The sequence below is a fragment of the Leptolyngbya sp. CCNP1308 genome (assembly GCF_034932455.1).
In the GTDB taxonomy this organism is placed as follows: Bacteria; Cyanobacteriota; Cyanobacteriia; order Phormidesmidales; family Phormidesmidaceae; genus Nodosilinea.
Genome location: NZ_JAYGIH010000119.1, coordinates 1 through 26,683, shown reverse-complemented (window position 1 = coordinate 26,683; position 26,683 = coordinate 1). Strand labels below are relative to the sequence as shown.

At 54.9% G+C, this 26,683-nt stretch carries 24 protein-coding genes and 2 pseudogenes; 12 read left to right on the top strand and 14 right to left on the bottom strand.

The features are described 5' to 3' along the window. Positions 1-108 precede the first annotated feature (108 nt). The gene (locus VB780_RS30775; RefSeq protein WP_323355011.1) at positions 109-3,132 is read right to left on the bottom strand and encodes a PAS domain S-box protein; all 3,024 of its coding nucleotides are present in this window, start codon (positions 3,130-3,132) and stop codon (positions 109-111) included. 60 nt (positions 3,133-3,192) lie between these two features. Next, a pseudogene (locus VB780_RS31580) lies at positions 3,193-3,600 on the bottom strand (PAS domain S-box protein); the annotation flags it as partial. 959 nt (positions 3,601-4,559) lie between these two features. Here VB780_RS31580 and VB780_RS30770 point away from each other — a divergent pair. The 3 genes and pseudogenes from VB780_RS30770 (at position 4,560) to VB780_RS30760 (ending at position 6,329) form a co-directional block, all read left to right on the top strand. Continuing rightward, positions 4,560-5,210 carry a GAF domain-containing protein gene (locus VB780_RS30770; RefSeq protein WP_323355013.1) on the top strand — a complete coding sequence of 217 codons (651 nt, stop codon included), beginning with the start codon at positions 4,560-4,562 and terminating at the stop codon, positions 5,208-5,210. A gap of 12 nt (positions 5,211-5,222) precedes the next feature. Continuing rightward, positions 5,223-5,486 (top strand): annotated as a pseudogene (locus VB780_RS30765) (PAS domain-containing protein); the annotation flags it as partial. Beyond that, the gene (locus VB780_RS30760) at positions 5,466-6,329 is read left to right on the top strand and encodes a PAS domain-containing protein (RefSeq protein ID WP_323355012.1); all 864 of its coding nucleotides are present in this window, start codon (positions 5,466-5,468) and stop codon (positions 6,327-6,329) included. The pseudogene VB780_RS30765 and the gene VB780_RS30760, both read left to right, overlap by 21 nt. 50 nt (positions 6,330-6,379) lie before the next feature. Here the strand turns inward: VB780_RS30760 and VB780_RS30755 are convergent, their stop codons facing one another. Both VB780_RS30755 and VB780_RS30750 read right to left on the bottom strand, forming a co-directional pair. Further along, positions 6,380-7,069 carry a DUF4079 domain-containing protein gene (locus VB780_RS30755; protein WP_323355010.1) on the bottom strand — a complete coding sequence of 230 codons (690 nt, stop codon included), beginning with the start codon at positions 7,067-7,069 and terminating at the stop codon, positions 6,380-6,382. A 210-nt stretch (positions 7,070-7,279) separates the two neighbouring features. Further along, a complete protein-coding gene (locus VB780_RS30750) occupies positions 7,280-8,047 on the bottom strand; it encodes a hypothetical protein (protein ID WP_323355009.1) in 768 nt (255 codons plus the stop codon). Positions 8,048-8,379: 332 nt separating this feature from the next. On the opposite strand from VB780_RS30750, the gene VB780_RS30745 reads away from it, so the two are divergent. Then, the gene (locus tag VB780_RS30745) at positions 8,380-9,066 is read left to right on the top strand and encodes a glutathione binding-like protein (RefSeq protein WP_323355008.1); all 687 of its coding nucleotides are present in this window, start codon (positions 8,380-8,382) and stop codon (positions 9,064-9,066) included. A gap of 105 nt (positions 9,067-9,171) precedes the next feature. Here VB780_RS30745 and VB780_RS30740 read toward each other — a convergent pair whose 3' ends face one another. The 4 genes from VB780_RS30740 to VB780_RS30725 form a co-directional block, all read right to left on the bottom strand. Then, positions 9,172-9,780, bottom strand: a complete 609-nt coding sequence (locus VB780_RS30740; RefSeq protein WP_190524228.1) for a TetR/AcrR family transcriptional regulator — start codon at positions 9,778-9,780, stop codon at positions 9,172-9,174. A 142-nt stretch (positions 9,781-9,922) separates the two neighbouring features. Continuing rightward, positions 9,923-10,486 carry a DUF4168 domain-containing protein gene (locus VB780_RS30735; RefSeq protein ID WP_323355007.1) on the bottom strand — a complete coding sequence of 188 codons (564 nt, stop codon included), beginning with the start codon at positions 10,484-10,486 and terminating at the stop codon, positions 9,923-9,925. Positions 10,487-10,537: 51 nt separating this feature from the next. Next, complete coding sequence (fghA, locus tag VB780_RS30730; protein WP_323355006.1) at positions 10,538-11,386, bottom strand: S-formylglutathione hydrolase; 849 nt, start codon at positions 11,384-11,386, stop codon at positions 10,538-10,540. A 163-nt stretch (positions 11,387-11,549) separates the two neighbouring features. Beyond that, the gene (locus VB780_RS30725) at positions 11,550-12,659 is read right to left on the bottom strand and encodes an S-(hydroxymethyl)glutathione dehydrogenase/class III alcohol dehydrogenase (RefSeq protein ID WP_323355005.1); all 1,110 of its coding nucleotides are present in this window, start codon (positions 12,657-12,659) and stop codon (positions 11,550-11,552) included. A gap of 172 nt (positions 12,660-12,831) precedes the next feature. On the opposite strand from VB780_RS30725, the gene VB780_RS30720 reads away from it, so the two are divergent. Further along, on the top strand, positions 12,832-13,392 hold the full coding sequence (locus VB780_RS30720; RefSeq protein WP_323355004.1) for a type II secretion system protein: 561 nt from the start codon (positions 12,832-12,834) through the stop codon (positions 13,390-13,392). A 390-nt stretch (positions 13,393-13,782) separates the two neighbouring features. Here VB780_RS30720 and fcl read toward each other — a convergent pair whose 3' ends face one another. Continuing rightward, positions 13,783-14,736, bottom strand: coding sequence for a GDP-L-fucose synthase (gene fcl, locus VB780_RS30715; RefSeq protein ID WP_323355003.1), 954 nt, complete (start codon positions 14,734-14,736; stop codon positions 13,783-13,785). Positions 14,737-14,906: 170 nt separating this feature from the next. Between fcl and VB780_RS30710 the strand changes: the two genes are divergently transcribed. After that, a complete protein-coding gene (locus tag VB780_RS30710) occupies positions 14,907-18,773 on the top strand; it encodes a hydantoinase B/oxoprolinase family protein (protein ID WP_323355002.1) in 3,867 nt (1,288 codons plus the stop codon). An 86-nt stretch (positions 18,774-18,859) separates the two neighbouring features. Here VB780_RS30710 and VB780_RS30705 read toward each other — a convergent pair whose 3' ends face one another. Then, a complete protein-coding gene (locus tag VB780_RS30705) occupies positions 18,860-19,474 on the bottom strand; it encodes a Uma2 family endonuclease (RefSeq protein ID WP_323355001.1) in 615 nt (204 codons plus the stop codon). A gap of 246 nt (positions 19,475-19,720) precedes the next feature. Between VB780_RS30705 and VB780_RS30700 the strand changes: the two genes are divergently transcribed. The 3 genes from VB780_RS30700 to VB780_RS30690 all read left to right on the top strand — a co-directional run bounded on the left by VB780_RS30700 (position 19,721) and on the right by VB780_RS30690 (position 22,460). Beyond that, positions 19,721-20,728, top strand: a complete 1,008-nt coding sequence (locus VB780_RS30700; RefSeq protein WP_323355000.1) for an ArsJ-associated glyceraldehyde-3-phosphate dehydrogenase — start codon at positions 19,721-19,723, stop codon at positions 20,726-20,728. Between the two features lie 138 nt (positions 20,729-20,866). Beyond that, complete coding sequence (arsJ, locus tag VB780_RS30695; RefSeq protein WP_323354999.1) at positions 20,867-22,117, top strand: organoarsenical effux MFS transporter ArsJ; 1,251 nt, start codon at positions 20,867-20,869, stop codon at positions 22,115-22,117. A 211-nt stretch (positions 22,118-22,328) separates the two neighbouring features. Further along, positions 22,329-22,460, top strand: a complete 132-nt coding sequence (locus VB780_RS30690) for a hypothetical protein (protein WP_323354998.1) — start codon at positions 22,329-22,331, stop codon at positions 22,458-22,460. On the opposite strand, the gene VB780_RS30685 is transcribed toward VB780_RS30690, so the two are convergent. The 3 genes from VB780_RS30685 to VB780_RS30675 all read right to left on the bottom strand — a co-directional run bounded on the left by VB780_RS30685 (position 22,457) and on the right by VB780_RS30675 (position 24,598). After that, entirely contained in the window at positions 22,457-23,329 is an 873-nt protein-coding gene (locus VB780_RS30685; RefSeq protein WP_323354997.1) for a phosphatidate cytidylyltransferase, read from the bottom strand. The genes VB780_RS30690 and VB780_RS30685 overlap by 4 nt on opposite strands. A 205-nt stretch (positions 23,330-23,534) precedes the next feature. Continuing rightward, positions 23,535-24,215 (bottom strand): 7-cyano-7-deazaguanine synthase QueC, encoded by a 681-nt coding sequence (gene queC / locus VB780_RS30680; RefSeq protein WP_323354996.1) that lies wholly within the window; start codon positions 24,213-24,215, stop codon positions 23,535-23,537. A 134-nt stretch (positions 24,216-24,349) separates the two neighbouring features. Then, positions 24,350-24,598, bottom strand: a complete 249-nt coding sequence (locus tag VB780_RS30675; protein ID WP_323354995.1) for a hypothetical protein — start codon at positions 24,596-24,598, stop codon at positions 24,350-24,352. Between the two features lie 106 nt (positions 24,599-24,704). On the opposite strand from VB780_RS30675, the gene VB780_RS30670 reads away from it, so the two are divergent. Genes VB780_RS30670 through VB780_RS30660 form a run of 3 tightly spaced genes read left to right on the top strand, consistent with a single transcriptional unit; the run spans position 24,705 to position 26,589 of the window. After that, positions 24,705-24,935, top strand: a complete 231-nt coding sequence (locus VB780_RS30670) for a helix-turn-helix transcriptional regulator (protein WP_323354994.1) — start codon at positions 24,705-24,707, stop codon at positions 24,933-24,935. 60 nt (positions 24,936-24,995) lie between these two features. Next, on the top strand, positions 24,996-26,024 hold the full coding sequence (locus VB780_RS30665; RefSeq protein WP_323354993.1) for a hypothetical protein: 1,029 nt from the start codon (positions 24,996-24,998) through the stop codon (positions 26,022-26,024). A gap of 13 nt (positions 26,025-26,037) precedes the next feature. Then, the gene (locus VB780_RS30660; RefSeq protein WP_323354992.1) at positions 26,038-26,589 is read left to right on the top strand and encodes a hypothetical protein; all 552 of its coding nucleotides are present in this window, start codon (positions 26,038-26,040) and stop codon (positions 26,587-26,589) included. Here VB780_RS30660 and VB780_RS30655 read toward each other — a convergent pair. After that, the coding region (locus tag VB780_RS30655; protein ID WP_323351313.1) for a transposase at positions 26,573-26,683 on the bottom strand (111 nt) is incomplete at its 5' end. The two genes, VB780_RS30660 and VB780_RS30655, sit on opposite strands and share 17 nt — an antisense overlap.

Here is a 26,683-nt window from a genome sequence, read left to right as displayed (position 1 = left end):
ATAGTACCGTTGCATTTGAGCTTCAATTGGGGCAGGGTAGGGGGTGATCATCTATCCGCTCCTCTCGCTACCTCTCTAGCTTAGGAGCCCAACCCGCAGTATTACACCTTATTCAATCCACGATCCTAAGTAAGCGATACAGGCATTCACCGAGTCTGTGACCGCCTGCAGGCGGGCTTCACTGGCTCGGAGCGCTTGTTCCGCCTGCTGCCGCTGGTGCAGCTCTTGCTGGAGCTGGTCATACAGATGAATTTGCCGCACTGCGATCGCTAAATGCTGGCTGAGCTGCCGTAAAAACTCCAGCTCCCAGGGTTGCCAGCTGTGGGGGCGATCGCACTGGTGCCCAATTAACAACCCCCAAACTTGATCAGACCCATGCTCGACAATGGGCATCAGCACCTTAGCGCGCACTTGAATATCTTTTGAAAATAGGGCAATACAGCTGGGCAAGTCGCCCCGTTTGGCATCGGCAACCGAGTAAACCTTTCCGCTGGCATAGTTTTGAAAGCACTCAGGTGAAATCGTTGTGGGCGGAAACGAGCGCCCCAGCAACGACGGACACCGAGGCGCTACCGATTCAGCGATTACCCGGCCCGAGCGATCGGGGTTGAGCACATAGACCAAAACCCGGTCAATCCCCAGCAGGGGACGAACCTGATTTACCGCCAGGCGAAAGGTCTCTTGCACGTCTAGAGTTCGCCTCATTTGCTGCACCAACGCCGACAGCACCTGCTCTTTTTGCAGCTGCCGCTGAACGTTGGCCTCTAGTCGCCGCCGCTGGGTAATGTCTTCGTAGCAGCCCAGTAGCCCAATCACCTGCTCCTCACTGTTGCGCAGCGGCACCCTGCTCGTATCGAGATGCACCACCAGCCCATCGCTGCGCCGCCGCGTTTCAATCGTGTGCAGGCTGGCTTCTCCCGAATCCATCACCTGGCGATCGCAGCTGTTATAAAAAGTGGTTTCATCGGGTGTCGCTAAAAATTCGAGATTCCTCTTGCCAATGGCCGATTCGATTGTCAGCCCCAGATCTTGAGCAAAGCGACGGTTACAGCCCAGCAGCACAAAATTGCGATCTTTCCAGAAAATGCGCTGGGGAATGCTGTCCATGACCAGCGTCAGCAGCTGATTGGTTTGATGCAGAGTTTCAGCCTGAACATAGAGGCTGGCATTGGCGTTGGCCAAGGCTTGGGTGCGCTCAGCGACCCGAACTTCTAGCGAACGGTTTAAAGTCTGCAACTCCGCTTCGGCAAGTTTGCGCGCGGTAATGTCTTCGATCGCACCCAGAAACTGCTGAGCCTCACCGTCGGCAGTTCTCAAGAGCGACATTGTTAAATTTACCCAAATGACGGTCTGGTCTTTGCGGATGTAGCGTTTTTCTAGGGTGTAGCTGTTCTGCTGCCCCTGCAACAGATGCCCCTTCTGGGCCAGGTCATCTGCCAAATCGTCGGCGTGGGTAATGTCAACAAACGACATGCCCACGAACTCTGGAGCGGTATAGCCCGTAATTTCGCAAAAGCGCTGATTGACGCGCACAAAAACGCCTTCAAGATTGCAGACACACATCCCCACTCCCATGTGTGCAAAGGTCTGGCGAAACCGGGCTTCACTGTTTCCCAGGGCAATTTCTGTCCGTTTGTGCTCATCAATATCGGTATGGGTGCCTAGCAATCGCACGGGCTGGTTGGCCGCGTCCCATTCCACAAACTTGCCGATAGACAATACCCACTTCCAGGTACCTTGTTGGGTGCGCAGCCGAAATTCACTCCGGTACTGCTGCGTTTCACCCTGGGCGTAGGCCTGATACGCGGCAGCGGCAGCAGCGCGATCTTCTGGATGCACGCGCTCTCGCCAAGAACTCACGGTTTCGGAGAAAATATTGGGCTCGTAGCCCAGCATCAGCGCATACTCTGGCTCTACAGTGACCCGATCCGTCTTCAGGTTTAGATCATAAATTCCTTGGTTGGCAGCCATCAACGCCAATCTGAGGCGCTCTTGATCGGCTTTGCGATCGCTAATGTCTTTAATGACAGCAATAAAGTAGTCTGGTTCTCCGGCGTGATCTCGCACGAGGGCTACGGTGAGATTAACCCAGATGATCGTGCCGTCTTTGCGGATGTAGCGTTTCTCTACTGAATAGGTGTTATCTTCACCTGCCAGTAGTCGATTCACCTGGCTCGCATCAACCTGTAAATCGTCTGGATGGGTGATGTCTGGAAAAGCGAGGGTGATCAGTTCGGCATGGGGATAGTTGAGAATGGTGCAAAACCGCTGGTTTAGTCGAGTAAAGTGACCGGTCGGAGAAACATGAGCAATGCCGACGGCGGCCTGTTCAAAGGTGCTGCGAAACAGCCGTTCTCGCTCCTCTAGCTCAGCTTGGGCCGTCTTACGCTCCTGAATATTTCGCGCTATAGATAGTACGGTTGGCTCTCCTTGCCAATCAAACACATGGGCATGTAGCTCAACCGGAATATGGGTGCCATCTTTAGCAACTAAGGTCTTCTCAAATAACAGCTGCCCTGTTTCCGTTAGCACCTCCATTTCTGGAACAACTTCGGCCATTTCTTCAGCGGGGATTAAGTCTAGGGGAGTCATTTGCCGCAGCTCATCGCGCGAGTAACCCAGCAATCGACAGGTGATCTCATTGACATCGGTAAAGTACTGTCCGGGCTGAGCGGCGGTGCCCAACGGATGAATCAGCACGATATCGTTGGCTTCCTGGAATAGCAGTCGATACCGGGCCTCATTTTCTCGCAGTTTTTCTTCGGCCAAATGGCGATCGGTAATATCAGTAACGGTACCTACATAGCCCGTGATTATGCCCTGGTCGTCTCTTTCTGCGACGGCCTGGCCATAGACCCAAGTGATGGCTCCTGTCGCAATTTGAAACCTGTATTCCAGGCTAAAAGGCCGTTTATGCTGAGCCGCCTCATACCACTCTGTGGCAACAGCAGCCCGATCGTCAGGGTGCAGACCGGCCATCCACCCTTGCCCCTGGGCACTATCAAAAGACAAGCCAGCGATCGCTGACCAGCGATCGTTGACGTAAGTGCAGTTACCCTCAGGGTCAGTCTGAAATATACCAACCGGGGCGGCCTGGGCCAAGGATTCGTAGCGCTGCTGACTGAGTTTCAAATTCAGCTGCGCCTGTTTTTGAGCGCTAATATCAACAAACGTGACGACGACCTTTTCAAGGATCTGATCGTGGTCAAAAAAGGGGTAAGCGTTAACTAAAAGCCAGACATGGTTTCCGACCGCCGGTCGGTAGACACCAGCCACGAAATGATCAATCGGTTTTTGGTTCGCAATTACCTGATTGACGGGGTATTCCTCCAGTAGCAAGGGACTGCCGTCCTCCCAAAAGAAATGCCATGCCGGATCTAAAGCTGACTTCCCTTGCATTTGGTCTTGGGTTAACCCAAGTAGCTCAGCGGCCTTTGAGTTACAGGTCAGAATGTAAGATTCTGGCCCATGGACAACAATTCCCGTGGGCAAATGCTTGACTAGGAGTTCAAATTCATCCGCCCGCTGGCTTTGGCAAAATTTGACTAACTGCTGAGCTTTATGAGCTAGTATCCCAAACGAATGGCCCGAAAGCTCCATGACATAATCGTGGGCTCCTTGCTTCAAGAGGTCTAACGCAACAACTTCGTCGTCAGGCAGGGCCTTTATTAGGATGGGCACCCCATTCTCGTTTAGTTGATCGATCCACTGCATAGCTCTAGGGCGAGCTATAGCTGCATCTAGCACAGCCAGATCATAGGTCTCCAGCTCATCTGGCGAAGCAGCAGACGTTGTAATACGGTAAGCTCCTGGCCACCGGCCATTGGCAAGATAGCTAGAAAGAGCTAAACATTTTTCGGAGCTGGCTTCTATAAAAAGCGCTTTCATAGCCTTGCCTCAGGTTGTATACCCAGACATCTCTATAGATTATTCTTAATGGCAGAGCCAAAGGCTATATCAAAATTTATCAGGATTTCTACAATGCAATTGTTGTTTAAATGGTGTTATTATTTATTATCAGAACATAGAGCCAATTTTATTATAGGCCCTTCCTTAAGCTACCCAAACTGAGTCAATAAAAGCTGAAACATTCAAGCAATAATTTGTCATAAAAATTGAGATTTTAAGCACCACAAATTATCTCAGTCTAAAAAAATAAGTCTTTAATTGCGAAATGTATCTTGCGTAAAGCATAAGAGCATTAGAAAGTCATGGGTTTCTTCTCAGGTTTTTTCTGTGTTTTGCAGCGTCTTGACGCTGTGAATTAAGCCATTTTGGCCTCATCGGTGGCGCGCCCGGCTGGGACAACATCAAGACCTAGGCTGAGAGCCATGAAGTCTGGCTGAGCATTCTCTTGGGCATCTGTATTTAGGGCCTAACGGTTAAGATTCCCTCACGAGAGCACTTTTCTGTTGAGGACGGGATTTATAAAAATAATACAAAGCTGGACGGATCGGCGCGACTCGCTTTGTCGCATCAGCGTTGGGGACACTTGGGATGTTAGGCATCAACGGCAGAGAATCGACTGATACCAATAGCCTCCGTAGCCCTATACAGCCCTGCCATGGCAATCACGCGATCGCAGACATCGCCCTACAATTCGCCAGTCTCTCGATCTGGCCACGATTTGGCAAACTACGGTTGATGCCGTGCAGCAGCTCCTGGGCTGCGATCGCGCCCTGCTCTACCAGTTTGCCGCAGATAAGAGCGGCCAGGTCGTGGTTGAGGCGGTGCCAGATCCGCAATGGTCAATTTTGGGTCAAACCGTCCGTGATGCTCGCTTTGAGGCTAGCTGGCTAAAACCCTACGACGAGCGGCAGGCGCGGGCGATCGCCGATGTCTCTACCGCTAACCTCAGCCCGTGCTATGCCGAGTTTTTGGCGGGGTTTCAAATCAAGTCCAACCTGGTGGTGCCGGTGCTGTGCGAGTCGCAGCTATGGGGCTTGCTGATTGCCCATAGCTGCACCGCACCCCGAGACTGGCAGCCTGAAGAAATCGCCAGTCTGCAACAGCTTGCTATCCATGTGGGCATTGCTATTCAGCAGGCCGAACTGGTGGCGCAACTGCAAGCCGCCAAGGCCAGTTTAGAGGCCCAGGCCGAACGAGCCCTGCGCCAAAGCCGCGATCAGCGGCTTCAGCTAGCGGCCATTGTCGAATCATCCCAGGATGCCATCATTAGCAAAACCCCTGAGGGCATAATTACCAGTTGAAACCGAGCTGCCGAACATTTGTTTGGCTACAGTGCCGCCGAGGCGATCGGACAGCCCATCACTCTAATTATTCCACCCGAGCGCCAGGCCGAGGAAGCCCTGATTTGCCAGCACCTGCACCATGGCCAAAGCATGGAAACCTACGAAACCCAGCGCCAGTGTAAAGATGGTCGCCTGGTGGAGGTGGCGCTGACCATTTCCCCCGTGCAGAACGAAACCGGCCTGGTGATTGGGGCCTCTAAAATAGCCAGAGACATTACCGCCCAGCGGCAGGCCCAGCGTGCCCTGCAAGAGCAGACCGCCACTCTCCAGAGTTTCTACAATTCATCGCCGCTGATGATGGGGGTGGTGGAACTGTCAGACCATGACATTCTGCATGTCTCCGACAACCAAGGCACAGCCACTTTTTTTAACACGACCGTCGAGGCGCTAGAGGGGCGGTGGGCCAGCGAGCTCGGCGTGGCTCCAGACCATATCCAGGCTTGGGTTGTCCATTACCGCCAGAGTCAAACTTTGGGACAGCCAGTACAGTTTGACTATGCCCACACCACAGATACCACGACGACTTGGCTGTCGGTGGTGGTGTCGTATATCGGTCTCGGTGACAGTCAGCGGCCTCGCTTTTCCTACGTGGCGGCAGACATTAGCGATCGCAAACAAGCCGAAGCCGACCTGCGGGCCAGCGAAGCTAGGTGTCAATTTGCCCTAGAAGGCCCAGGCGACGGCGTTTGGGATTGGAACCTCCAGACCAACGCCCTCTTTTTGTCGCGCCAGTGGAAAGCCATGCTGGGCTATGGCGAAGATGAGATTGGCAACAGTTTAGACGAGTGGAGTAGCCGAGTCCACCCCGACGATTTAGAGCAATGCTACGCCATCTTGCAGCGCCATCTCAACGGCGAAACCCCAATTTATCGAGATGAGTACAGAATATGCTGCAAAGATGGTGGCTACAAGTGGGTGCTTGACCGGGGCAAAGTAGTCGAATGGACCGAAACCGGTGAGCCTCTGCGGGCGATTGGCACCATCAGCGATATTAGCGATCGCAAACAAATGGAACTTGCCCTTAAAGCCAAAAATCAGGAGCTCGATCAGTTCTTCTCTGTTAACCTCTTTTGCTGAAAGCCTGCTCTAGCACGAATAAGCTTTTGGCCATGGGGCGATCGCCACCCTCAGCAAGTCTTATTCTCAAAATCGCACTGGTAGATAAAGGGCTCTTGCCAGTGCAGCGGAATTTCGAGCAGATCGCGCACGCCGGTCACGCCCTGGCTGATAAACAGCAGCACCGCCACGGTGTTGAGCGCAGCGTGGGTCAGCCGCCAGCGCTTTGACTTGTAGATTTCGGGCAGGGTAGCCAGGGCAAAAATCATCAGCATCGCCGCCGCCATGCCCAAGTAAAAGTGCGACACCTGCCATTCGTAGCCGCGCCGAAACACCCCCGGCTGCATACCCAACAGCCAAAGCCCCATGCCAGTCAGCGTCGCAAAGGTACCGCGCCAGACGCGGCTGCTTGAGCGGTACAGCAGCACCAGAGCCGCTAAAGTAAAAATATACATGGCCACCACAAACACCCCTCGAAACGGGTCTTCGGCCCAAGCATTTTCCCGTAGAAGGGTCTTGAAGATGGGGTGGGCTAGACCCAAGAGCACCAAACTCACTACCGCCCCGGCCAGCCATTGCCCAACCCGCACATGCTCTTTGCCCACCACTGGAGAAATGGTGGTTTTAGTTTTGTCGGCCACGGCTAAACGCCGCTGGCGGGTCTGCACCGCAAAATAAACGGCAACGCCAATTAGCGGCATTACCACCGTAACGGCCAGAAACGGGTGCAGCAGTCTGAGCAGATCGGGGGCGTCTAGCATGGGGCTTCCTGGAGAGAGGGCGGGGTTGGGGGCTAAGGTTTTCTTACTTTAGGGCACAGCACTCAATCGGTACCGTGATTCACCTCACAGTCTTAGGCACCAGTGTCCGCGCGATTGTCAGAGACCGGCCCTGATGGGCGATTCCCAAAAGGGGACGCTTCGCGAACGCCCCAAACCCAACCTTTTACAAGTGCCATCTTAAGGATGCCGCTAAGCCCAAAGATTAAAGCGAGATAAATGCTGCTCTAGGGCTTTAGGAATCTGCTTAGCGATGTCGGTCTTGGTCTTAAAGGTCAGCCGGTTTTGGGCGGGCAGGTCAAAGGGATACTGACCAGCTATGTCGGCTCGCTCCATCTGGGCCAGCAAAATTTGCTCGGCGGGCTTGGCCTGGAGGGCGTAGCCCATCTCCACACACACGTGGGGGCTGGGCACCAGCAGAGTGGTGTTGCCCTCCACCGCTGCGATCGGGGTGCCGTCGGCCACAAACAGCAGCGACTTGCGAATTTTGCGGGTGAGGGCGCTGTTGAGTCGGGCCGGGCCGTCGCTGAGCCGGTGGGACACCTCTAGGGTGAGGGCGACACGAGACTTTTTGTTAAAGCTTGCGATCGCATCGGTAAGCGCCTGGTGCAGGGCTTCCGCCGACTCGCTGTACTCCTGCTGGTAGCAGAAGTAGACGATTGGCTCCAGGTGGGCCATCACGTCCAGCTTGGTAAAGTAGATTTCGTGGCTGATCAGATCGATGTTGGCGATGCCGTAGCCGCCGCTGCCCTCGATATAAAACTCCACCGTTTCGCCATCGAGGTAGCGCTGAAACCAGGCCGACTCTTTAACGTCGGCGCTGTCGTCTAAAAAATCGGCCCGCAGCGCCGACTTCAGCAGGCTATTTTTGCTCAGCCGCAGGTCGTGGGGGCGCTGCTCTAGCTCGCGCACCGGCTCGTAGGCTTCGAGATACCAGGCTTTGAGGGCAATAATGGCCATAACGAGTCATCCTCTGGGGCGGTGGGCTGGCCCTGGGGGCCGGTGCGGATCGGGGGCGAGTCCGAAATTATCGCTTGATTCTAAGGCCAGATGGAGATTCAGATGGGAACAAAATCGAAAGAAATGTTGCGTCCTGTGCAACTCCAAGCGCTTCAACATTTTGCAGGTTAGGATTTTGAACCAACACCACCGCGTTTTCTCTAAGTTGCGGTTTTCAACACCATGCTTGCTGCCGCTTAATAGTTCAATTGTACTAAATTTTCCACAATAGCGGCGGGCTTGGTTAGGCTATTTTGGTCTGCTCCCTTGCTTTGCCCCTAAGGATGCTTGCCATGATTGACCTCTACTACTGGACCACCCCCAACGGCCACAAAATCACCATCTTTCTCGAAGAGGCTGATGTAGACTACACTCTCAAGCCGATCAACATCGGCAAGGGCGACCAGTTTAACCCTGACTTTCTGGCGATCGCCCCCAACAACCGCATACCCGCCATTGTCGATCACGAGCCTGCTGATGGCGGCGAACCCCTAAGCCTGTTTGAGTCAGGGGCAATTTTGCAGTATTTGGCCGAGAAGATTGGCCAGTTCTTGCCCGAGAGGGTGCGCGATCGCGCCAACGTCATGCAGTGGCTCTTTTGGCAGATGGGCGGCCTGGGGCCAATGCTGGGCCAAAACCACCACTTCAGCAACTACGCCCCCGAAAAAATTCCCTACGCCATCAACCGCTACGTCAAAGAAACCGAGCGCCTCTACGGCGTTCTAGATCAGCAGCTTGAGGGCAAAGACTTCATCGCGGGCGACTACTCCATCGCCGATATGGCCTGCTATCCCTGGATTGTGCCCTACGAAGCCCAGCAGCAAAACCTGGACGACTTCCCTAACCTGAAGCGTTGGTTTGAGGCGATCAAAGCCCGGCCAGCGGTAGAGCAGGCCTATGCGATCGCCGAATCCCTCCGCAGCGAAGCCACCATGAGCGACGAGGCCAAGGCGATTTTGTTTGGGCAGGGGCGGCGGTAGGGGGAGTGAGGGAGATGAGGAAGGTAAGGAGGATGAGGAGGTCTCTTGCTGCTCTTTGTCCCGTCTTCCTCATCTCCCCCATCCCCTCATCTTCCCCACCTCCTTCTACGCCAGCACCCCATTCAAGAAAATATCCGTCAAACACTCCGCCAGGTCTTTCATTGCCTGGGGTGAGGCGGCTTCGTCGCCGAGGGTGTCTTGGCTAAACCCGGCCACGGTGAACATGCCCAAAAAGACGCGGGCCACCATGCGGGCGTTCATCGGGCGGTAGACGCCGCGATCCATGGCGGTTTGAAAGAAGGCCTCGGCTACGTCGATCATTTTGCCGATCACTTCGGTTTGAATTTGCTCCCGCAGCTCGGGGTGAAACTGGGCTTCCATGAAGCAGACGCGCATTAGGGCCGAGTTCTTTTGCAGATTGAGCATGCGCCGCTGCATTACCTGGCCGATCGCCTTGTAGCTGGCCATTTCGCTCAGCTCGGTCAGCAGGTCGGTGAGAATTTCGACCCATCCCTGGCTGGCCACCGCCACTAGAATCGCTTTTTTATTCTCAAAATGGCGAAACAGCGTGCCCTCGGCTACCCCAGCGCTCTGGGCCAGCTCGCGGGTGGTCGTACCCCCATAGCCGTGCTTGGCAAACAGCTTCAGAGCTGCTTTGAGAATCTTGGTCTCCGTATCGGTTTCCGCAGGGGCGGTTTTAAAGAAAGGCACCATTACAAAAACCCTCAAGAGTAAGCACAGATCGGCTTCTGTGGCCCATTGTGCCCCCATTCACCCAGAGCCTGGGGGCGGGTTCACATAACCTCATAAAACCTGAGATAACTACTCTTAAGGGTTTGGTTAGCCGTGTTTTCGGCTAGGAAGCAGGCTCAACATTGGCCAGGGTTTGCTTCACGATCGCATCGCTGATCTGCCGCTGGAGGGCAGTATCGTCGGCGGAGCGCTCCAAAATGCTGTTGAACGTATCGACCGAGAGCCCGTCGGCCTCAATGGCTTTTTCCATATCGCCTTCGGTGCTCTGGCGAATGGCGATAATGCGGTCTACGGCCGCTTTAAACTTTTTGTCTTCTTTTTTAGAAATTTTGGCTTTTTCTGCAATTTTAGCCATGTCGTCGGGGCTGTCGGCAGCGCCGTCGAGCTGAGTTGCTGCGATCGCATTAAACCGCTCAATCGTCAGCCCCTCATCTTCTACGGCCTTGGCCATCTCCTGCTCGGCCTGGAGGCGCAGGGTTTGCACCTGCTGATAGACCTTGGCAAAGGTGTCAATGTCGGCGTCGCTGATGGGCGCATTGGCATCCACTTCAGCTACTTCAACTACGGTAGTTTGAGCCAGTAGTGGAGATGACGAACTAGCCCAGGCTGCCCCTGGGGTCAGCCATGCCAGCATTATTAGTAGAGCGGCAATACAAAATCTCACCATAGCGGGGTCTCCTGATAACGCGAAACGTCGGCTGTGACAATCTTCCCTAGCCTAGCCTTTTGTCAACACATCGGCATGGTGGTGCAGATGGTCAGCCATAAAGGACGCCATAAAAAAGTAGCTGTGATCGTACCCTGGCTGCATGCGTAAAACTAGGGGTTGCCCGGCCTCTTTGCATGCCGTTGCAAAAACGTCGGGCAGCAGCTGGTTCTGCGCCAGAAAATTATCGGCGGTGCCTTGATCGATCAAAATGGTGCGATTGGGCTGGGCGTGATCTTTCACCAACTCCGTCGCGTCGTAGGCTTTCCAGCGATTAGAATCTGCCCCTAAATAGCCCGAAAATGCTTTCTGACCCCAGGGACATTGGGAGGGGGCGGCGATCGGCGCAAAGGCCGAGATCGATTTGAACAGGTCGGGATTGCGCAGGCCGCACACCAGCGCCCCGTGGCCGCCCATAGAGTGGCCAAAAATGCCCATGCGATCGCGCCGCACCGCAAACTCCTGGGCAACCAGCTCCGGAAGCTCCTGCACCACATAGCTGTACATAGAGTAGTGCTTGCTCCAGGGCGCTTCCGTAGCATCTACGTAGAACCCCGCCCCGGTACCAAAGTCCCAAGCATCTTCATCGGGGACTCCTTCGCCGCGTGGGCTGGTGTCAGGGGCTACCAGCATCAGGCCATGCTCGGCAGCGTAGCGCTGTGCCCCAGCCTTTGAGGTGAAATTGTCTTCTGTGCAGGTCAACCCTGACAGGTAAAGCAGCACCGGCACCGGGCCAGCCTGGGCCTGGGGTGGCACAAACACCGCAAAGCGCATCTCGCAGTTACAGGCGTCAGAGGGGTGGCTGTAGTAGCCCACCGTGCCGCCAAAGCAGGCATGTTGTTTTTCGAGGGTCAGGGTCATAGGGTTAGGGAGCAAAGGATTTGTGGGATAGCCGTCCCGGCTGTCCGAGAAAGATCTAGCTGCTGGAACAGGCAGGATGCCTATCCCACAAGAGGGAAGCAGGTAGTTGCCCTGAATTTGTGGGATAGCCGTTCCAACTGTCCAAAAAACATCTTAGGAATGCCTAAAACGTCACCACGCTGCGGATGCTTTCGCCCCGGTGCATCAGGTCGAAGGCGGTGTTGATCTCATCCAGCGGCATGACATGGGTGATCAGGTCGTCAATGTTGATTTTGCCGTCCATATACCAGTCCACAATCTTGGGTACGTCCGTGCGGCCCCTGGCCCCGCCAAAGGCCGTGCCCTTCCACTCGCGCCCGGTGACCAGCTGAAAGGGGCGAGTGCTGATTTCTTCGCCAGCGGCGGCCACACCTACAATGACGCTGACTCCCCAGCCCTTGTGGCAGCACTCCAGCGCCTGGCGCATTAGATTCACATTGCCCACGCACTCAAAGCTGTAGTCGGCCCCGCCGCCCGTTAGCTCCACCAGATGGGCTACTAAATCGCCCTCGACTTCCTTAGGGTTAACGAAGTGGGTCATGCCAAATTTCTCAGCTAATTCTCGCCGATTGGGGTTGATGTCAACGCCGATAATTTTGTTCGCCCCCACCATGCGGCAGCCCTGAAGCACGTTGAGGCCAATGCCGCCTAGGCCAAACACCACCACATTGGCCCCCGGTTCCACCTTGGCGGTGTTAATCACCGCGCCCAGGCCGGTGGTGACGCCGCAGCCGATGTAGCAGACCTTTTCAAAGGGGGCATCGGAACGAATTTTGGCCAGAGCAATCTCGGGGACTACGGTGTAGTTGGCAAAGGTAGAGGTACCCATGTAGTGAAACAGCGGCTTGCCGTCGCGGGAAAATCGGCTGCTGCCGTCGGGCATGAGCCCCCGCCCCTGGGTGAGGCGAATGGCCTGGCAGAGGTTGGTCTTAAAGCTGAGGCAGTATTCGCACTGACGGCACTCAGGCACATATAGCGGAATGACGTGATCGCCCGGCTTGAGACTGGTGACGCCAGGGCCGACTTCGGCCACCACCCCAGCCCCCTCGTGACCTAAGACTGCCGGAAACAACCCTTCGGGATCTTTGCCAGAAAGTGTGTAGGCATCGGTGTGGCAAATGCCGGTGGCTTTGATTTCGACCAGTACTTCACCCTCGCGGGGCCCTTCGAGCTGAATGGTTTCGACAGTCAGGGGTTGGCCTGGGCCATGGGCAACGGCAGCTCTTACATCCACGGGCAAAATCTCCTTAATACCTTTGTCAGCTTACCGACTTTGCGGCGCTTAGGCCATGTGTCAGCGTTCTCAGACATAGCTCGGCACAATGGCCGATGGTGGCCCGGCTGTCGCCTGTGCCCAAAGCCCGGTGGGCAACTTTGATCTCATCAGGCTTTGGGCATTTAAAACTATGGCGCAGCTTTTGCGGCGATCGCGCAGACCGCTCTACGTTCAGGCTAATGCTGCTGGGTTTACGCTGATTGAAGGATTGATTGTGGTGGTAATTATGGGGCTGCTGGCGGCGATCGCCGCCCCTTCATGGCTTGGATTTTTGCAGCAGCGCAAAATCAACGTTACCCAAGACATGGTGTACCAAGCGCTACGGGCCACCCAGGCCGACGCTATGCAGCTGCGCCACGATCGCCGCTTCAGTATTCGCGAACGTAACGGCCGTATTGAGTGGGCTAGCCATCCTGAATCGACCCTGCCCGCCCAGGTCACCGTTTGGCAACCGCTGGTAGAGGGCGTGGTGTTGTCCAATATAGATAACACTCTGGTCAAAACAGGCACCATTCACTATGCCAAGTTTGATATGCATGGCAATGTAAAAGGCCAGCTTGGCACCGTTACGGTGGCCATGTCAGACAACAAACAGACTCACCGCTGTGTGGTGGTTTCCACCCTGATTGGAGCCATGCGCAAGGGTGAAGGACACACCCGAGCTAACAGCAACGGCCGCTTTTGTTACTAACTTCTACCGGCCACTTGGAGCAAAACCGAGTTTAATAGGTTAGCACCCGTGTGGTTGAGGAGCGTGGCGATGCCAGAAAGAAACGAAGGATGGTACATAGTTCAGGGCGAAGCTGGAAACTGTGAGGTGCTGTCTGCTGAAAACGTTAGCCGCGAGCAGCTAAAGGATCGGCGACCCATGTGGGGGCCTTACGCTACTCAGGATGAAGCGATCGCGCGCCGAGTAGGGCTAATTCGCAGCGGCAAATGTAACCCGGTTTAATAGTCTTCACAACCGAGGATACAGGTTCAGCACATTGGCACGGCGATCGCAGGGGCTAAGACCTGGGGTAAACCCTTGAACCTTAGCCCTTATTTTTTCTGTGGAAAAATGTTCTGTGGGGAACCGTGATTAGGCGGCTTCGCGACCCCGCAGCGAGTCGTAGCTCTGCAAAAACCAGGCGTAGGTGTGCTCAATGCCGGTTTTGAGGTCGGTTTTGGCCTGCCAGCCCGCCCCATTGAGGCGCGACACATCCAGCAGCTTGCGGGGGGTGCCGTCGGGCTTAGTGGTGTCGAACACCAACTCACCTTCGTAGCCGACTACGGCCTTCATGGTGAGAGCCAGTTCTTTAATTGAAACCTCTTGCCCGGTGCCAACGTTGACGAAATCTACATTGTTGTAGGTGTTCATTAAAAACACCAGGGCATCGGCCAGGTCATCCACATAGAGAAACTCGCGCAGGGGGGTGCCGGTGCCCCACACGGTGACGGTGGGGTCGCCGTTGACCTTGGCCTCGTGGAACTTGCGCATCAGCGCGGGCAGCACGTGGGAATTGGCAAAGTCAAAGTTGTCGTTGAGGCCGTAGAGGTTGGTGGGCATGGCCGAAATAAAGTTGACCCCATACTGGCGGCAGTAGTTTTCGCAGAGCTTGAGGCCAGCAATTTTGGCGATCGCATAGGGTTCATTGGTTTGCTCCAGAAACCCGGTCAGCAGATAGTCTTCTTTCATCGGCTGGGGGCACAGCTTGGGGTAAATGCAGGAAGACCCCAAAAACAGCAGCTTTTGCGCCCCGTGGCGGTAGGCGCTGTGGATAATGTTGGCCTCAATCATCAGATTGTCGTAGAGAAATTCGGCCCGGTAGGTGTTGTTGGCATGGATACCGCCCACCTTGGCCGCCGCCAGAAACACGTAGTCTGGCTTTTCTTGGGCGAAGAACTCATCCACGGCGGTCTGGCTACGCAGATCGAGGTCTTGGCTAGAGCGCAGCAGTAAGTTTTCATAGCCCTGGGCTTTGAGGGTTCTCACCAGAGCGCTGCCCACCAGCCCACGGGAGCCAGCGACATAGATTTTAGATTGAATATCCATAGGGTCTAGCTCAAATAGCGAATTATCAAAAATCCTAGTGTAGAAGGCTTATCCCCATTGCCACGAGTCTGGCATCGGGGGCCGCCAACGACAACTGCCTGCTCGCCGAGTTTAGCGGTAGTTCACAATGAAGGCTTAGGCTTCTCTCAAGTTTCCCACTCCTTCATGCTATGACCCCACCGCCCTTGCCCAACTCGCGCTGGCAATTTTGGATCGATCGCGGCGGCACCTTTACCGACATGGTGGCCCGCCGCCCCGATGGGCAAATTATCGTCCATAAGCTGCTGTCAGAAAACCCCGATCGCTACAGTGATGCCCCCATCCAGGGCATTCGCGACCTGCTGGGCCTAGGAGTGGATGAGGCAATCCCCACTGAGGCGATTGAGGCGGTGAAGATGGGCACGACCGTAGCCACCAATGCGCTGCTGGAGCGGAAGGGCGATCGCGTCCTGCTCCTAACAACGAAGGGATTCCGCGATGCCCTGCGCATCGGCTACCAAAACCGCCCCAATATCTTTGCCCGCCACATCGAGCTGCCTGAGATGCTCTACGAACGGGCGATCGAGGTGAACGAACGCCTCAGCGCCCAGGGGGAGGTACTGGTTCCTTTAAGTGCAGAGGAAGAAGAACGACTGATGCAGGAACTTCAGCGAGCCTACGATAGCGGAATTCGGGCCTGTGCGATCGTCCTCATGCACGGCTATCGCTACCCCGCCCATGAGCTGCGCCTGGGGGAACTGGCTCGCCAGGTCGGTTTTAGCCAAGTTTCAATCTCCCACCAGGTCAGCCCGCTGATCAAACTGGTCAGCCGAGGCGATACAACGGTGGTGGATGCATATTTATCACCCATTCTGCGGCGGTATGTGGATCGAGTGGCGGCACTATTGCAGACCCACCCCTCCCCCTCCCAGGAGGGTATGGACGCTGCCAACCGTCAAACCCTCCATCTCCCCATCTCCCCATCTCCCCATCCTGCTTCTACCCGCCTCATGTTCATGCAGTCCAACGGCGGCCTAACGGATGCAGCCTTTTTCCAGGGCAAAGACAGCATTCTCTCGGGGCCTGCCGGGGGCGTTGTCGGCGCGGTGCAGACCAGCCGTCAGGCCGGGTACGATCGCATGATCGGTTTCGACATGGGCGGCACCAGCACCGATGTCTCCCACTACAGAGGCGAGTACGAGCGCACCTTTGAAACCGAGGTGGCGGGGGTGCGGCTGCGGGCACCAATGATGGCGATTCACACCGTGGCAGCGGGGGGCGGCTCGATTGTGGGCTTTGATGGTAGCCGCTACCGGGTGGGGCCAGAGTCGGCGGGGGCCTACCCGGGGCCGGCCTGCTACCGTCACGGCGGGCCGCTGGCGGTGACCGACTGCAACGTGATGGTGGGCAAGCTCCAGCCCGAGTTCTTTCCTCACGTGTTTGGGCCGGGGGGCGATCTGCCGCTGGATGCAACGGTGGTGCGCGAGCAATTTCTGGCCCTGGCGGAGAAAATTCGCGCGGCCACTGGGGATGCTCGCCGCCCTGAGCAGGTCGCTGCCGGATTTCTCACCATTGCGGTGGAAAAAATGGCCAACGCCATCAAAAAGATTTCCGTACAGCGGGGCTACGACGTTTCAGACTACGTGTTGTGCAGCTTTGGCGGGGCCGGGGGCCAGCACGCCTGCTTGATTGCCGATGCCCTGGGCATGACCGAGGTATTTCTGCATCCCTACGCAGGGGTGCTGTCGGCCTACGGCATGGGCCTGGCAGATGTCAGGTCGCTGAATGAGCAGTCCGTTGAGTTACCCCTCAGAACAGACACTCTGCCGCAGATTCAGCAGGTAGTGGAATCTCTAGCGGCAAAAGGACTGGAGGAATTGCAGCAGCAGGGGTTTGCGATCGCCAATCCAGAATCTTTGATAGACCCACCCCCGCCTCTCACAGCCGAGGACGAGCCAAAATCCAAAATCCAAAATCTAAAATTGCCCCAGGTTTTGCCCCAACTGCTGCTGAAGTACGAAGGCACAGATTCTGTGCTGGCGGTGGATTTCGCCGGAGTGGAGGCGATGCGATCGCAGTTCACCGCCCTGCACCGCCAGCGCTACGGCTTCGCCCAAGACAATAAGCGTCTGATCGTCGATACCGCTGCTGTCGAGGTGATTGGTCACACCCACAGCCCCGACGAACCCGATATTCACAAAGCCCGCACCCAACCCCTTATTCCTAAAACTACCGTCCCCGTCTACACCGCCGATGCATGGCACGAGACGCCTGTTTACCACCGCGAGGATTTGTGCCCTGGGGATGCGATCGCAGGCCCCGCCTTGATCATTGAACCCACCGGCACCAACGTCGTCGAACCCGGTTGGAACGCCACGCTAACCACAAAAGGCCACCTAATTTTGAAGGCAAAAGGCAAACGACAAAGGACAGAAGCCAATCCAAAATCTAAAATCCAAAATTCAAAACTGCCAGATCCTGTACTGCTCGAAATCTTCAACAACCTCTTTCGCGCCGTAGCCGAAGAAATGGGGATTACGCTGCAAAACACCAGCTACTCGGTCAACATCAAAGAGCGGCTCGATTTTTCCTGCGCGCTGTTTGACCAGCAGGGGCAGCTTGTGGCCAATGCGCCCCACATTCCCGTGCACCTGGGGTCAATGGGCGAAAGCGTGCGCAGTTTGATCGAAGCCAGGGGGGCTGACCTCAAACCCGGCGATGTCTACCTACAAAACAACCCCTACAACGGCGGCACCCACTTACCGGATATCACCGTTATCACACCCGTATTTTTAGAAGAAACCCACCCCTACCCCACCCGGTCAGGGCCGGAAGAAAATCCAAAATCCAAAATCCAAAATCCAAAATTCTACGTTGCTTCTCGCGGACACCACGCCGACATCGGCGGCATTACCCCTGGCTCGATGCCTGCTAACAGCACCTCAATTGAAGAGGAGGGCGTGCTGCTCGACAATGTGCAGTTGGTGGATCAGGGGCGTTTTCTGGAAGCTGAACTGCTAGAAATTCTGACGACGGCCCCTTATCCTGTGCGCAATTCGACGCAAAATGTGGCCGATTTGCAGGCCCAGATCGCAGCGAACGAGAAGGGGGTGCAAGAGCTGCAAAAGCTGGTCAATCACTACGGTCTCGACACGGTGCAGACCTACATGCAGCATGTGCAAGACAACGCCGAGGAATGCGTACGGCGAGTGATCGATCGCCTCCAAAACGGGCAGTTCACCTACCCGATGGATGACGGTAGCCAGATTGCGGTGCAGGTCACGATAAACCGCGAGGGACGCCGCGCCAAAATTGACTTTTCTGGAACATCGTCCCAACAACCCAGCAATTTCAACGCGCCATCAGCCGTATGCAAAGCGGCGGTGCTGTACGTGTTTAGAACCCTGGTGGATGATGACATTCCCCTCAATGCGGGCTGTCTCAAACCATTGGAAATTGCTATTCCAGCCGGGTCGATGCTAAACCCGCAGTACCCGGCAGCGGTGGTGGCGGGCAATGTGGAGGTGTCGCAGGCGGTGACGGATGCCTTGTATGGGGCGTTGGGGGCGATCGCCGCTTCCCAGGGCACTATGAACAACTTCACCTTCGGCAATGAGCGCCACCAGTACTACGAAACCATCTGCGGTGGCTCTGGGGCTGGCCCCGGCTTCCCCGGCACTGATGCGGTGCACACCCACATGACCAACTCGCGGCTCACCGACCCCGAGGTGCTGGAGTGGCGCTTTCCGGTGCTGCTGCGGGAGTTCGCCATTCAACCGGGCAGCGGCGGGGCGGGAGAATACGCTGGCGGCAACGGCATTGTGCGCACCGTGGAATTTCGCGAGCCGATGACGGCGGCGATTCTCTCCAACCATCGGCTAGTGCCACCCTTTGGCCTGGCCGGAGGGCAACCAGGTCAGGTGGGCGAGAATCGGGTGATTTGCGCCGATGGCCAGGTGGAGGTTTTATCAGGGCAGGCCACGGTGGCCGTTGGGCCTGGAGACTGCATTCAGATTGCCACGCCAGGGGGCGGCGGCTATGGCCATGAGCCAGTGTAGGGTGCAACTGAAACCGGATTTCTTTTTGGAAACCATCAGTAAGCTCATGCATTTCGCAGAAGAAACTCGGTTTCTTTGCCGACTAGCTAACCTGCGCCCGCCCTAAAAATATCCTGTGCTGTCAGCCTCAGCTCTTTGAAGGTCGGTGAAACCAGGAGATCATTTCCTGTAAATCGCTCTAGTTGATAGCCATCGGCCCCCAAGGTGCAAAGCGTGATCGTAGGCTGCTTGGGCTGGCCGATCACCCGCGCCGCCCCCAGGGCGCGAAAATCCACAATCCAGTATTCAGCGATGCCCATGGCCTCGTAGTCGGCCAGTTTGAGGCCGTAGTCGTCGCGCCAGTTGGTGCTGACCACTTCTACTACCAGCTTGATCGTGGCACCGTTGCCGACGGTGGACGACTTTTCCCACAATGGTTCGTGCTGGAGTTTGGTGCGATCGAGCACGGCCACATCGGGGATATAGCCTGCATTGGGACGCGATGGCTTCACTACACAGGTACGAGGAATCGTCAGCGGTAAAGTGGCTAGATCGATCAGCACGCCTAGCTTCAGAGCGATGAATCCACCAATGTCTTCATGGGCACCTGTGGGCCGCACCTCAACTACCTCGCCTTCAATCAGCTCGTAGCGACCGCCATCGCTGGGGTATTGGTCGATAAAGTCTTCAAAACTGAGGGGTTGCGCTGTGGCCTGCACCATCTAGACACCCGCCGTAATTTAAAACAGATGTGGCTACAGTTTACCGTACTTGCCAGCCACCCTAGTGCGCCGACGAAGCAGCACCGGGCTTGAGACTCCATCCAGAGAGATGTAGCCTGCACAACTTGACATATCAATTTTTCTTGAAATAATAAAGCATCAATCTTTTTTGAAATAAGCCTGTGGGCAACGCGCTACCGCTAGTTGCTTGTGTATATATCGCTGTGTGCTGCAGAGGTTTTGAAAATGGTGAAGGTCGCTGTAAACGGATTTGGTCGCATTGGGCGGCTGGTGCTGCGGGCGGGCTGGGCCTTTCCTGAACTGGAGTTTGTGCACATCAACGAGATCAAGGGTGGCGCAGCGGCAGCGGCGCACCTGCTCAAGTTTGACTCCGTCCACGGACGTTGGAATCACGACGTAGAAGCCGTAGGTAGCGAAAAAGTCACTATCGACGGCACTCCCCTCAGCTTCAGCAGTGGCACATCCCCCGGCGAAGTGCCCTGGGCCAACTACGAAGTAGATCTGGTGCTGGAGTGCTCCGGCAAGTTCCGCACCGTAGAATCCCTTGCCCCCTACTACGACCACGGCGTGAAAAAAGTCATCGTCGCCGCCCCGGTCAAAGAGGGCGCGCTCAATGTGGTCTACGGCATTAACGACCACCTGTATAACCCGGCAGAGCACCACCTGCTCACTGCCGCTTCCTGCACCACCAACTGCCTGGCCCCCGTGGTCAAAGTCATCCACGAAGGGCTGGGCATTCGCCATGGGGTGATCACCACCATCCACAACCACACCAACACTCAAACGATTGTGGATGCCCCCCACAAAGACCTGCGCCGGGCCAGGGCTACGGGCATGTCGCTAATTCCAACTACTACAGGGTCGGCGACGGCGATCGCACTCATCTACCCCGAACTGGCGGGCAAGCTGAATGGTTTGGCGGTGCGAGTACCGCTGCTGAATGCCTCCCTGACCGACTGCGTGTTTGAGTGCGATCGCCCCACCACCGTTGAGGAAGTCAATGCTCTCCTCAAAGCCGCCGCCGATGGCCCCCTGCACGGAATTCTGGGCTACGAAACCAGGCCTTTAGTTTCAGTTGACTACAAAGACGATCCCCGCTCCTCGATTATTGACGCCCTCTCCACCATGGTTGTGGATGACACCCAGGTAAAAATTCTTGCCTGGTACGACAACGAGTGGGGCTACTCCTGCCGCATGGCCGAGCTGGCCCGCAAGGTGGCGCAGAGCCTGTAGATCCAGCCCCTTGAGGAGATAGTTCAGAAAGCGTTTTCTCCAAATGGTGGGCAGTGCCCACCCTACAGCTCGCCTCATCCCCTCACCTTCCTCATCTCCTCACCCACCTATCCACTCGCCTCCCATCCACCCACCCCCATGCCCCCCTCCACCTTCAAACCCGAAAGTCTGCGTAACTACGCCATCATCACCGCCGCTTACTGGGGCTTCACCATTACCGACGGTGCCCTACGCATGATGGTGCTGCTGCACTTTCACGTGTTGGGCTACACCCCGCTTGAGATTGCCACGCTGTTTCTCTTCTATGAAATTTTTGGCGTGGTAACCAACTTCTTCGGCGGCTGGATTGGTTCCCAGGTGGGCATTCGGCAGACCCTCTACGGCGGCATTGCCCTGCAAATTTTTGCCCTGATCATGCTGAGCTTTTTGAACCCAGACTGGCTGGTGCCGGTGCAGGTGGGCTTTGTGATGGTGGCCCAGGCCTTCTCGGGCATTGCCAAAGACCTGACCAAAATGAGTTCTAAAAGCGCCATTCGGCTGGTGGTGCCCAAGGAGGCAGCGTCTCGGCTGTTCAAATGGGTGGCGGTGCTGACGGGGTCAAAGAACGCGCTGAAGGGGGTGGGCTTCTTTGTCGGAGCAGCCCTGCTAGAGGGGGTGGGCTTTCGCTCGGCGCTGCTGATGCAGGCGGCGGTGCTGGGGGTAATTTTGCTATCGGGGGCACTGCTGCCCGCGGGCATGGGTAAAATCGGCCAGAAGGTGCCCTTCAAACAGCTGTTTTCTAAAAGCAGAGAGATCAACGTGCTGTCGGCGGCGCGGTTCTTTTTGTTTGGTTCGCGGGATGTGTGGTTTGTGGTGGCGCTGCCGGTGTTTTTGTACGAAGTGCTGGGCTGGCGGTTCATGCAGGTGGGCACCTATATGGCCGTTTGGGTGATTGGCTATGGCATGGTGCAGTTTTTGGCCCCGCAGCTGTTGCGCAAAGACAGCACCGGCAAGGTGGTGCCCAAGGCTAAGACGATTTTGTTTTGGACCTCGATTTTGACGGTGATTCCGGCTTTGATTGCGATCGCCCTAATGGCTGGGGTGCGGGGCGACATCGCCGTAACCGGTGGGCTGATTGTGTTTGGCGTGGTGTTTGCCTTTAACTCGGCGGTGCACTCGTATCTGGTGCTGGCCTACACCGAAGACAAGGACGTGAGCCTCAATGTGGGCTTTTACTATATGGCCAACTCGGGCGGGCGGCTGCTGGGGACGATTACCTCGGGGCTGTTTTACCAGTGGTTTGGGCTGGTGGGGTGTCTGTGGGTGTCAAGCCTGTTTGTGCTGGCGGCGGCGCTGATTACTACGCAGCTGCCTGACCCGAAAACTTCTGGCACGGTCAGCGTGTATTAAACGATGCAGCACAAGAACGAAAATAGAAGAGGGAAGAACGAAAAATGCCCAATAGGCTTGAATCCTGAAGTTTGGGCTGTTTTAACTCAAACTTCACCTGCTCAAGCAAATGTTGGCTTTGGCTGACCATTCAAAGATTTGTAATGGGCGGTAGAATCCGGAACTCCATTCTCTAAACTGTAGTTATAGCTACAGTTTTTGAAGGGAAGTTATGGATAAGCAACCGGCTAGCCAGCGTCGTCAGGTGATTGGGGAACTGCGCCATCAGCTGCGGTTCGCCAGTGTGGAAGATCGCGATCGCATTCGCCAAGAGCTGAACTTTTGGGAGCAGCGCGGGCGCTAACTCGCCGGCAGCAGGGGCAGCAGCAGGGTGACGAAAAAGTACACCAGCGCCCCCGTAAACACATAGCTGTCGGTGCGGTCTAGAATGCCGCCGTGGCCGGGGATTAGGGCTCCAGAGTCTTTGACCCCGGCATCTCTTTTCATCAGCGATTCGGTCAGGTCGCCCAGCAGGCTAGAGGTGCCCACCATTAGCCCTAGGGCGGCTCCGGTGGCGGGCCAGAGGGGCCACTGTAGCCAGTAGCTGCCCACCAGGGCCACCACCATACTGCCCAGCATGCCAAAGGCGGCCCCCTCTACGGTTTTCTTGGGGCTAATGTTAGACAGCGGTGTGCGGCCAATCATTTTTCCAGCGGTGTAGGCTCCAATGTCTGAGGCCCAAATGCAGGCAAAGGCCAGCAGGGTGACGACGAGGCCGTAGGGCAACGCGTCTAGGGCGGGGGGCCAGGAGTTGGGCCAAAAGCCGCCCAGGGGAAGGGTGGTGGCGGTGTCGCCTAGGTCGCGCAGGCGCACCCAAAAGCTGGGCAGGTAGCCACCGTAAAACAACCCCAAAATAGAGGCCGCCACGTCGGCAATGGTGGCCACCTGGGGCTGAAACAGCAGATAGAAGCAGATAAATGTGCCGCTGAGCGGCAGCAGGGCATCGGCCAAGGGCGGCGACAGGTGAGCGGCAATCAGCAGTAGCTGGCTCACTACTAGGGTGGTTTTGGCCGCTGGCAAGATGCCTTTGGCTTTGACCAGGGCAAAAATTTCGAGCTGTCCCAACAAGATCAGCACCCCGAAGCCCAGGGTAAAGTACCAACCCCCCAGCAAAATCATGGCCAGGGCGACCACAATGGCAACTATTCCGCTAATGATTCGGGGCCAGGGCATAGGTGGGGGTGCAGAGGGGTCAACAGGGCGTGCCCCTGGTTTGGGGGCAGCGGCTGTCATGCAGCTTATTACACTGTGCCACATTCCCCTAGAGTCACCGTTGGCAAACTAGAAGATGATGGCCAGCGGGAAAACAGGCTCAAACACTTGCACAGAACTTGCACGGGCGATCGCTCCTGACTTTGCCGCCGTCTTGGCACCATCTCTAGCTGCCAGAAGTAGCGAGAGCGGGATAGCCTGCCTCTACTAGGGCGCGATCGCGAATGCGGCAAGAATCACAGCGCCCGCAGGGGGCTGCACCGCCCTGGTAGCACGACCAAGTTTGCTCGATGGGCACCCCCAGCGCGATCGCCCGGCGCACAATATCGACCTTAGAATCCATCACCAGGGGCGCGACCAGTTGGGGGGCGTGGCCCTCTAGCCCCGCCTTAGACGAGAGCTGGGCGAGCTGCTGAAACGCGGTCAAATACTCGGGCCGACAGTCGGGATAGCCAGAATAATCTACCGCGTTGATGCCGAGGTAGATTGCCTCGGCCCCCTTGGCTTCGGCCAGGGCCAGCGCCAGGGCAATAAACACCGTATTGCGCCCTGGCACGTAGGTGGAGGGAATGCCCGGTTCGATGCCATTCTGCGGTAATGGCTGGGCCAGGTCGGTGAGGGATGATGCGCCCCACTGGGCCAGGTTGACATCAATAAAGTGGTGGTCGGCGATCGCAAAGTGCTTGGCCACCACCTTTGCCGCCTCTAGCTCACGCTGGTGCCGCTGGCCGTAGTTAAACGACAGCGCGACGAGGTCGTAGCCATCGGCGATCGCCTGGGCGGCGGCGGTAGCCGAGTCGAGACCACCAGAGAGCAGCACAATGGCTTTGGGGGTGGGCTGAACCATGGGTAAACGTTCTCCTGGGGCATGGGGCTAAACCATTATCTGGCGGGGCAAGCCAGAACTTGGCGGTTCAGCCCTCAATTCTAAGGGGTCGCTGAAGTTAGAGCAGAGCAGGGATTGCGTTGCGCCGCGTTGCGCTACTCGACCAGCACGTAGCGGGTGAGCACGCGCATGATTTCGTTGATGCGCCCGGTGGGCTGGGGTTTGCTCCATTCGCGTACTTCGGCAAAGCCGAGGCGATAGAGTTCGTGGATGATGCGCTCTACGCCGTGGGCGCTGCCAATAACCAAGATGCGAATCACCTCCCGTCCTGGCTCGGCGGCAGGCTCGATGGTGACTTGTAATGCGGGGTCGGTCAGGGTTGAGGGGATGAATGCTTGCGGCATGGAAGGCTCCTATGTTGCTCAATGGATCACAACATATCACCAATTTCAGGCTTGTGATCCAAAAAGCAACATTTACGAACCCATGACTCTCTGACACAGTTGGAGCATGGGTAGAGCAAGCCAAGCACTAAAGCAGGTGTTAGACACCTACGGAATCAGCCAAAACCAGCTTGCCGGAGCTATGGGCATAGAACGAGGTAGCGTCTCCCGCTGGTACCACGACAAACGCGATCCGACTGCGGAGACAGTGGTGGAGATTGTAGAAGCCCTCAAAGCACTTAACTTTCATGCTGCTGAGGAGTTTGTGAGATTATACTTAATCGATAGATTAGAATGAAAATTAGTTTGGCTGATCGTTTTTTCATTCAAAAATTGGCTCAAGTCTTTAAATACAACCATGATTGATATAGAGATTTTTGATATCGCCAAAGACGAAGTGATTGATAGTTTTGTAGGAAATGGCAAAACAAATTATTCAACTGCACTTCAGCATTTATATCCTTTGATAAATAGGTTTTCTGCACAAAGAAAGATCCAGGATCAGAAATTTTATCAAAGACTAAAGAGAGATATCCTCGAAGGTTGCTTGATGCCGCCTTTGACCATAGCCTTTGTTGACAAAGATAGTACTCAATTTAGGGATGCAGGGCACCTGCGTGAATTCATAGATTCAAACTTAAAAAAAGGATATATTCTTGATGGCATTCAGAGGCTTAATACGTTAAATTCTGCGCAAGCCGAAAAGACTTTTAATGACGCTCGTCCGCTTTATTTTAGTGTGATTATTGCACCATCGCAAGACAAACTTCTTTATAGAATGATTACATTAAATAATGGCCAGAGACCAATGACACCAAGGCACCAAATTGAAATTTTAACACAGGAACTCTTTGATTTTGATGACTTAAATATTGATGTCCAGTCAGAGAAGGAAAGATCCGAGAAGATTGTCCGAGGTGCTTTTAACTTGGGAGATATATCTAAAGCATATCTAGCCTTTTTAACTCACAATGTCCACAATGACAATACAAAAATTGTAGACGAAAAAATGGATCAGATTCTTGTTGGAAGAATTCTTGATACAGATATCAAAGGCAGTTCTATAGAATTTAGAGACATTTTAGGGCTAATTGATAATCTTTGCGAAAACAGAGATATTAAGAAATGGCTTAAGGTTAATAACAACCTAATTGGTTTTTCTGTCGGGATAAGAAGCTCTTATGAATATATTCACAATCTCCCTCTGGATCAAGTTGCAGAGTCTTTGGATTTATTTGAAAAGGGCTTTTCTGCAATTAATGCCTCAAAGGTGAATCTTGGCAAGTATAGAAGAGAACTGTCTAGAGAGTTCATAGATAAGTTTGAAGATCTTTCTAACAAAGACGAAGAAGAATTGCTTGAGTATTTTATAGAAATAACTGCCTAATTTACTATGAGTCTTGATCTTAACTCTGTTTAATAAAATGATAAGGCTTCAACCATTTGAATATAGCGAGATTTTCAGTGGCGCTGAGTTGGGAAAGATTCCGGAATCACTTAGAATATCTGGAGAAAGGGACGCCGAAATTCTTTTGATTTTACGGCTTTTGAGTGGATCTGCAAATTTAAAGCATTCTTCACGAGGGAAAGTCATTAAGCAAAGGCAAAATTATTTTGTTTCGGATTTCAAGAGCTATCCTAAGAACTGGGGAAAGAAATTTCCTAAGCTCATTGGTGAAAGCGTTTCAGACGAAGATTTATCGCTCTATATAGAGACAACAAAATTTAATAACAGAAATTTTTACAAGGGCATTCTTTCTGAAATGTCTCATTATTTTATGCATGCAAATTCAGGTTCTCATACAACCGCTTTTATTTACTTGTATAGACTTTTGGAAAATATTTCATATTGTTTTCCTCTTATATATGTTTCTAAAACAAATGATTTCAAGAATAGCTACTCATTCCTGAAAAGCTTAGGCTCTACCGGGTTGATTATGCAGTTGCAGTAGGAAAATGCCAGCTAATGAGGCAGCGTAATTTGAATCGCTCAAAATTTCTGAACCCGTAGCCAGAGCGTTTGATGAGCTTCAAGCGATTGTTGAT

Coding starts and splice junctions, on each gene's coding strand:
- VB780_RS30755 (WP_323355010.1), bottom strand. CDS start 7,069: ATGCTAGACGCCCCCGATCTGCTCAGACTGCTGCACCCGTTTCTGGCC.
- VB780_RS30750 (WP_323355009.1), bottom strand. CDS start 8,047: ATGGCCATTATTGCCCTCAAAGCCTGGTATCTCGAAGCCTACGAGCCG.
- VB780_RS30745 (WP_323355008.1), top strand. CDS start 8,380: ATGATTGACCTCTACTACTGGACCACCCCCAACGGCCACAAAATCACC.
- VB780_RS30740 (WP_190524228.1), bottom strand. CDS start 9,780: ATGGTGCCTTTCTTTAAAACCGCCCCTGCGGAAACCGATACGGAGACC.
- VB780_RS30735 (WP_323355007.1), bottom strand. CDS start 10,486: ATGGTGAGATTTTGTATTGCCGCTCTACTAATAATGCTGGCATGGCTG.
- fghA (WP_323355006.1), bottom strand. CDS start 11,386: ATGACCCTGACCCTCGAAAAACAACATGCCTGCTTTGGCGGCACGGTG.
- VB780_RS30720 (WP_323355004.1), top strand. CDS start 12,832: ATGGCGCAGCTTTTGCGGCGATCGCGCAGACCGCTCTACGTTCAGGCT.
- fcl (WP_323355003.1), bottom strand. CDS start 14,736: ATGGATATTCAATCTAAAATCTATGTCGCTGGCTCCCGTGGGCTGGTG.
- VB780_RS30710 (WP_323355002.1), top strand. CDS start 14,907: ATGACCCCACCGCCCTTGCCCAACTCGCGCTGGCAATTTTGGATCGAT.
- VB780_RS30705 (WP_323355001.1), bottom strand. CDS start 19,474: ATGGTGCAGGCCACAGCGCAACCCCTCAGTTTTGAAGACTTTATCGAC.
- VB780_RS30700 (WP_323355000.1), top strand. CDS start 19,721: ATGGTGAAGGTCGCTGTAAACGGATTTGGTCGCATTGGGCGGCTGGTG.
- arsJ (WP_323354999.1), top strand. CDS start 20,867: ATGCCCCCCTCCACCTTCAAACCCGAAAGTCTGCGTAACTACGCCATC.
- VB780_RS30690 (WP_323354998.1), top strand. CDS start 22,329: ATGGATAAGCAACCGGCTAGCCAGCGTCGTCAGGTGATTGGGGAACTG.
- VB780_RS30685 (WP_323354997.1), bottom strand. CDS start 23,329: ATGCCCTGGCCCCGAATCATTAGCGGAATAGTTGCCATTGTGGTCGCC.
- queC (WP_323354996.1), bottom strand. CDS start 24,215: ATGGTTCAGCCCACCCCCAAAGCCATTGTGCTGCTCTCTGGTGGTCTC.
- VB780_RS30675 (WP_323354995.1), bottom strand. CDS start 24,598: ATGCCGCAAGCATTCATCCCCTCAACCCTGACCGACCCCGCATTACAA.
- VB780_RS30670 (WP_323354994.1), top strand. CDS start 24,705: ATGGGTAGAGCAAGCCAAGCACTAAAGCAGGTGTTAGACACCTACGGA.
- VB780_RS30665 (WP_323354993.1), top strand. CDS start 24,996: ATGATTGATATAGAGATTTTTGATATCGCCAAAGACGAAGTGATTGAT.